This window comes from Streptomyces anatolicus (genome assembly GCF_019400875.1).
GTDB lineage: Bacteria > Actinomycetota > Actinomycetes > Streptomycetales > Streptomycetaceae > Streptomyces > Streptomyces anatolicus.
Window position 1 is genome coordinate 1 of sequence record NZ_WMBF01000453.1, and the last position, 5,140, is coordinate 5,140.

Consider the following 5,140-nt stretch of genomic DNA (forward strand, 5'->3'; position numbering starts at 1 on the left):
CAACTTCGGAGGTCGCGCCATGGCATCGAGCAGTGACCCGACTCTGGAGCACCTCGCCAACTCCGTGCTGCAGCCCGGCTTCGAGGGCACCACGGCCCCCGACTGGGTGCGCCGCAGGATCGCCGAGGGCCTGGGTTCCGTCGTGCTGTTCGCGCGCAACATCGAGACCCCCGAGCAGGTCGCACGGCTCACGGCGAGCCTGCGCGCGGAGAACCCCGATCTGATCGTCGCCATCGACGAGGAGGCGGGTGACGTGACCCGCCTGGAGGCGTGGACCGGCTCGTCGCGGCCCGGCAATCTCGCCCTCGGCGCGGTCGACGACATCGACCTGACCGAGCGCGTCGCCCATGACATCGGCCGCGATCTGCACGCGGCGGGCGTCTCCCTCAACTTCGCGCCCAGCGCCGACGTCAACTCCAACCCCCTCAACCCGGTGATCGGCGTACGCTCCTTCGGCGCCCGCACCGACCTCGTCTCCCGGCACACGGCCGCCTGGATCCGCGGTCTGCAAGGGGCGGGCGTCGCGGCCTGCGCCAAGCACTTCCCCGGCCACGGCGACACGGTCGTCGACTCGCACTACGGCCTGCCGCAGGTGCGGGGCTCCGCCGAGGAGATCGCGCTGACCGCGCTGCCGCCGTTCATCGCGGCGATGGAGGCGGGCGTCCGCGCGGTGATGACCGCGCATCTGCTGGCCCCGGCGTACGACCCCGACCTGCCCGCGACCCTCAGCCGCCCCATCCTGGTGGACCTGCTCCGCGGGGAGCTCGGCTTCGACGGGCTCCTGGTCACCGACGGCATCGAGATGGGCGCCGTCACCGACCGGTACGGCATCGACGGCGCCACGGTCCGCGCGGTCGCGGGCGGCGTGGACGCGGTGTGCGTGGGCGGCGAGAGCGCCGGGGAGGACACCGCCGAGCTGCTCTCCACGGCACTGGTGAAGGCGGTCCTCGACGGCACGCTCCCGGAGGAGCGCCTCGCCGAGGCGAGCGGCCGCGTGCGTGCCTTCGCCTCCTGGTCCGGCGAGCGGTCACGGGCCGTGGCGGGCGCCGCGCGGGACCGTGAGATCGGCCTGGTCGCGGCGCGCCGCGCGGTCCGCGTCCGGCACGGCTCCGGGTCGGCGCTGCCAGTGGCCGGGGCGCCGCATGTCGTGGAGCTTTCCCCGACGATGAACCTCGCCATCGACGGACACACCCCCTGGGGCATCGCCGAACCCCTGCGCGATCTGCGCCCCGGCACGACGTCCGTACGTCTGACGGAACCGGAACTCTCCCACTCCGGGGACCTCCTGGACCGTGAGGCCCTGGCCCCCGCGGCGGGCCGTGCCCTGGTGGTCGTGGTCCGCGACGCGGCCCGTCACCGCTGGATGACCGACACGCTGACCCGCCTGCTGCGCAGTCGGCCCGACGCGCTCGTCGTGGAGATGGGCGTGCCCTCGGGCGATACGTTCGGCGCCGCCCATCTGATCACGCACGGGGCGACGCGCGTGTCGGGGATCGCGGCGGCGGAGCTGCTGGTGGGGGCCGGCGCCTGACCGGCACCGGCCCCCTCCGCCTGGCTCAGCCCCTCAGCGGGCCCTCGCAGTCGAAGGCCGCGCTGCCCGCGCGGCCGTCGGACGCGATGTCCACCTTCCCGAACGAGCAGTTCATGTCGGCCAGGTTGTTGTGGCCCGCCTCCGCCCGGTCGAGCAGGTGGCGGTCGACCGTCTCCGACATGTCCTTGAAGACGGCGTCGGGATCACCGGCCGCGCTCAGTTGGGCGGTGATCCGGCCGGTGCAGAGGTAACGCGGCCGCGAGGGGGCCCCGTTGGAACGGCAGGCGGGTGTGATGCCCGTCGTCGCCTTGAAGGAGCCGCGGACCTGCGCGGCCGTCGTGTCGCGCAGCCGGCCGACGGGAACGTACTTCGTGTCGGGGACGAACAGCTCGTCGACCCGCGCGATCTGCTTGTCGAGGAACGAGTCGTACGCGCTCTGCAGCCCGCCGTCCTTGCCGAGCCGGTCGCGCCAGGCGTCGAAGGCCGCCGGGTCGTCGGCGCGCAGATGCCCGTACATCTCCTTGATCAGCGAAGGGCGTTCGGTCCACAGGTACTCGAAGAACGTGCCCGCGTAGTCATAGAAGCGGAAGCCGTCCCCTTCGTACGTGGCGTGCAGGATCTGGTCGACGGTCATTCGGGGGCCGCCGTCCGCCGTGTCGTCGATGATGCCCTGGACCAGCGACTTGCGGACCTTGATGCCCTCGTCACGGGTGGCGCCGTCGAAGAACTCGGCGGTGCCCTCGTCCATCGCCGTGGTGCGGTCGCCCTCGTACCAGGGCCCCTCGCCGAAGAAGCCGGGTACCGCCCAGCGGCCGTTGAGGTAGTGCGTGTACTCGTGGCGGAAGAGTTCCTCCAGGGTCAGCGTCGAATCCTGCGGGACGCGCCGCTGGTAGGTGTAGAAGGTGGCGCCGCGCTCGATGTAGACGCCGCCGTTGTTCGTGTCCATTCCGGTGAGCAGCGGGTGGTAGTTCTCGTAGTCGGCGCGTGAGGCGTACAGAACCGTCGTCAACGTGGCGTTCGGGTCCCCCGCCAGTGGCTCCTGGGTGCCCAGTACGCGGTGGAAGTGCGCCTTGACCTGCTTGCTCGCGTAGTAGAGCTGATCGACGGTCTTGCGGTCGAGCGCCGTGCGTACCTTCATCCCGCCCTTGTCGTAGGTGAAGGTGCTCGGGAAGACGCGCCGCTCGATGTCGGCCTTGCATACCTTGTACGGGGCACAGGCGTCGAACTCGTTCAGCCAGAGGGCGACCTTGGCCCAAGGAGCGCTGCCCGTACCGAAGTTGCGTTCCGTGACGGCGACGAGGCCACCGAGACCGGAGACGATCTCGCTGCGGAGCCCGTCGATCTGGCCGAACCTGCCGTACTCGCTGAGCGCGTCGCGCACCACCCAGGCGTTGGCCGTGCCCTTGAGGTGGGTGTGGCCCGCGAAGGCCCTGAAGGCGGCGCGGTAAGAGGGGTCCGCCTTCACCGCTGCGTGAAAGGCGGTGTCCTGGTTGCCGGGGTATACGCCGAGGTAGCTCACGGAGAGCGCGGCGAGCGCGGAACCGGCCCAGGAGGCGTCCTTCGCCGTGTCGGGGTGCGCGGCGTCCATGGTGGCAAGCACCCGTTTGATGAGTGGGAGTTGATGCTGTCGCAGTCCCGGTGCGCTCGCCGCGTACAGCGCCTCGCGCAGGGATTCGGCGTTGGCGCGGGTCACGTCGAAGGTGCGGGGGGCCGCGCCGAAGGCGGCGACGGCGCGGCGCATGGCGTCGACGGTCGGGCCGTCGGTGACGTCGATCTCGTCGTGCGAGAAGTCCTGGTAGGCGACGGCGTGGAGATACGTGAGCATCTCCAGGAGGTTGCTGCCGTTCTTGCCGTCGTGGGCGGCGGCGAGCCGGGTGACGCGGCCGGAGACGGCCTGGACGTGCGCGTCCGACATGACGGGGGCGAGCCGCCGGTCCCAGGTCCAGATGAGGGTGCGCAGACAGCCGTCGGCGGTGACGGCGGGGTCGGCGAGGAAGTCGGTGAACTGCTCGGGCGACAGGCCGGTGACGCCGTCGAGGGTGCAAAAAGCGTTCTTCGGGGTGGAGTTGGGCTTGGGAGTGCGGGTTCCCGGGGTGCCGCCTCCCTTGAGTCCGCCGGGCGCCGGGATCTTGTAGGCGCTCGGCTTGGGGGCGTTCGCCCTGCGGTCGACGACGTCCAAGGGGTTCGGCTCGGCGGTGCTGCTCGCGGAGACCGTGGTCTTGGAAGCGGGGGCGGGGGCGGCCGCATATCCGGAGGGGGCGGCCGTGACGCAGAGGGTCGCCGCTATCGCGCCGGCGAGCACGGATCCGCGCAGGGTTCTTCGTGGACGTAGCTGGGACACCGAGGACTCCTGTGTGGGAGGTGGGGGCTGCGGGTCGAGCAACTGCCATACGGCGGACGGCATTTGAGTGCCATACGAGTGACGCCCGCATGGCCGACGTCGGACCATGTGATGCGTAACGTAGTAATGTGAAATTGCACTGACAACCCCTCAGGCACGGGGAACCGCAGCGGAGTTACGAGCCGGTCGGCTCCCGCAGGGAGCGCAGCAGGAGCCAGCCGAGGGCGGGCAGCACGATCAGTGGCGACAGCGCGGTCCGCAGGGAGGTGGCGTCCGCGAGAGCGCCGATGAGCGGGCTCGCGAGGCCGCCGATGCTCACCGTCAGACCGAGCGTGACCCCGCTCGCGGTGCCCACGCGGTGGGGCAGGTAGTCCTGGCCGAGGGTGATGTGCAGGGAGAACGGCACGTACAGGCCCGCCGATGCGAGGGCGACGCAGAGGAGCAGCGCCGGGCCCGGGGCGAGGACGACGCCCGCCACGGCGAGGATTGTCAGCGCGTACGACCAGCGCACCACCGGGAGGCGGCCGTAGCGGGCGGCGAGCCCTCCGCCCGCCACCGTGCCGACCGCGCCGCCGAGGTAGAGCACGAACAGGGCGACAGTTCCGGCGACTTCACCGCCGCCGGTGCGCTGACGCACGTACAGCGCGATGAAGGTGCTGAGCCCGGTGAAGACGATCGAGCGGCAGACGACGGCGCCGGACAGCCTGAGGAAGGACGGCCAGTCGCCAGCGGCGGGGGCGGGGCCCGGCGCCGCGCTCTTCGGGGCGGCGGCCTCGCGGGCCCTGAGGCTTCTCAGCGCGGCCACGCAGAGCGCCGCGCCGGCCAGGGCGGGGACCACGAGGAGCGGTGAGGCACGCAGGCCGCCCGTGGCGATGACGGCGGCGGTCAGCAGGGGCGCGGTCGCGAAGCCGAGGTTGCCGCCGAGGGAGAACCAGCTCATGGCGGTATGGCTGCCGCGGCTCGCCCGCCGCGCCACGCGCGCGGCCTCCGGGTGGTAGGCGGCGACGCCGACACCGGATACGGCGACGACGAGCAGCGTCAGCCCATAGCTGCCGCCGACCCCGGCGAGGGCGACCCCGGCCCCGCCCACCAGCGTGCTCACCGGCAGCAGCCACGGCATGGCCCACTTGTCGGTGAGCGCGCCGAACAGCGGCTGCACGACCGAGGAAAGCAGGGAGGCGGCGAGGACGATGCCGGAGGCGGCGGCATAGCTGTAGGCGCGCTCGGCCACGAAGTACGGCACGAGCGCGGCGACGGCTCCTTGATAG

General features: G+C 71.9%; 3 protein-coding genes. 1 reads left to right on the forward strand and 2 read right to left on the reverse strand.

Going from position 1 to position 5,140, the window contains the following annotated elements; translation table 11 throughout:
- Positions 1-19: 19 nt before the first annotated feature.
- A complete protein-coding gene (locus GKQ77_RS27220; RefSeq protein ID WP_219691582.1) occupies positions 20-1,531 on the forward strand; it encodes a glycoside hydrolase family 3 protein in 1,512 nt (503 codons plus the stop codon).
- Positions 1,532-1,556: 25 nt separating this feature from the next.
- Here the strand turns inward: GKQ77_RS27220 and GKQ77_RS27225 are convergent, their stop codons facing one another.
- Both GKQ77_RS27225 and GKQ77_RS27230 read right to left on the reverse strand, forming a co-directional pair.
- Positions 1,557-3,872 (reverse strand): collagenase, encoded by a 2,316-nt coding sequence (locus tag GKQ77_RS27225; protein ID WP_308117805.1) that lies wholly within the window; start codon positions 3,870-3,872, stop codon positions 1,557-1,559.
- A 175-nt stretch (positions 3,873-4,047) separates the two neighbouring features.
- Positions 4,048-5,140 (reverse strand): MFS transporter (locus GKQ77_RS27230; protein WP_219691581.1); only part of this gene is annotated, 1,093 nt, incomplete at its 5' end.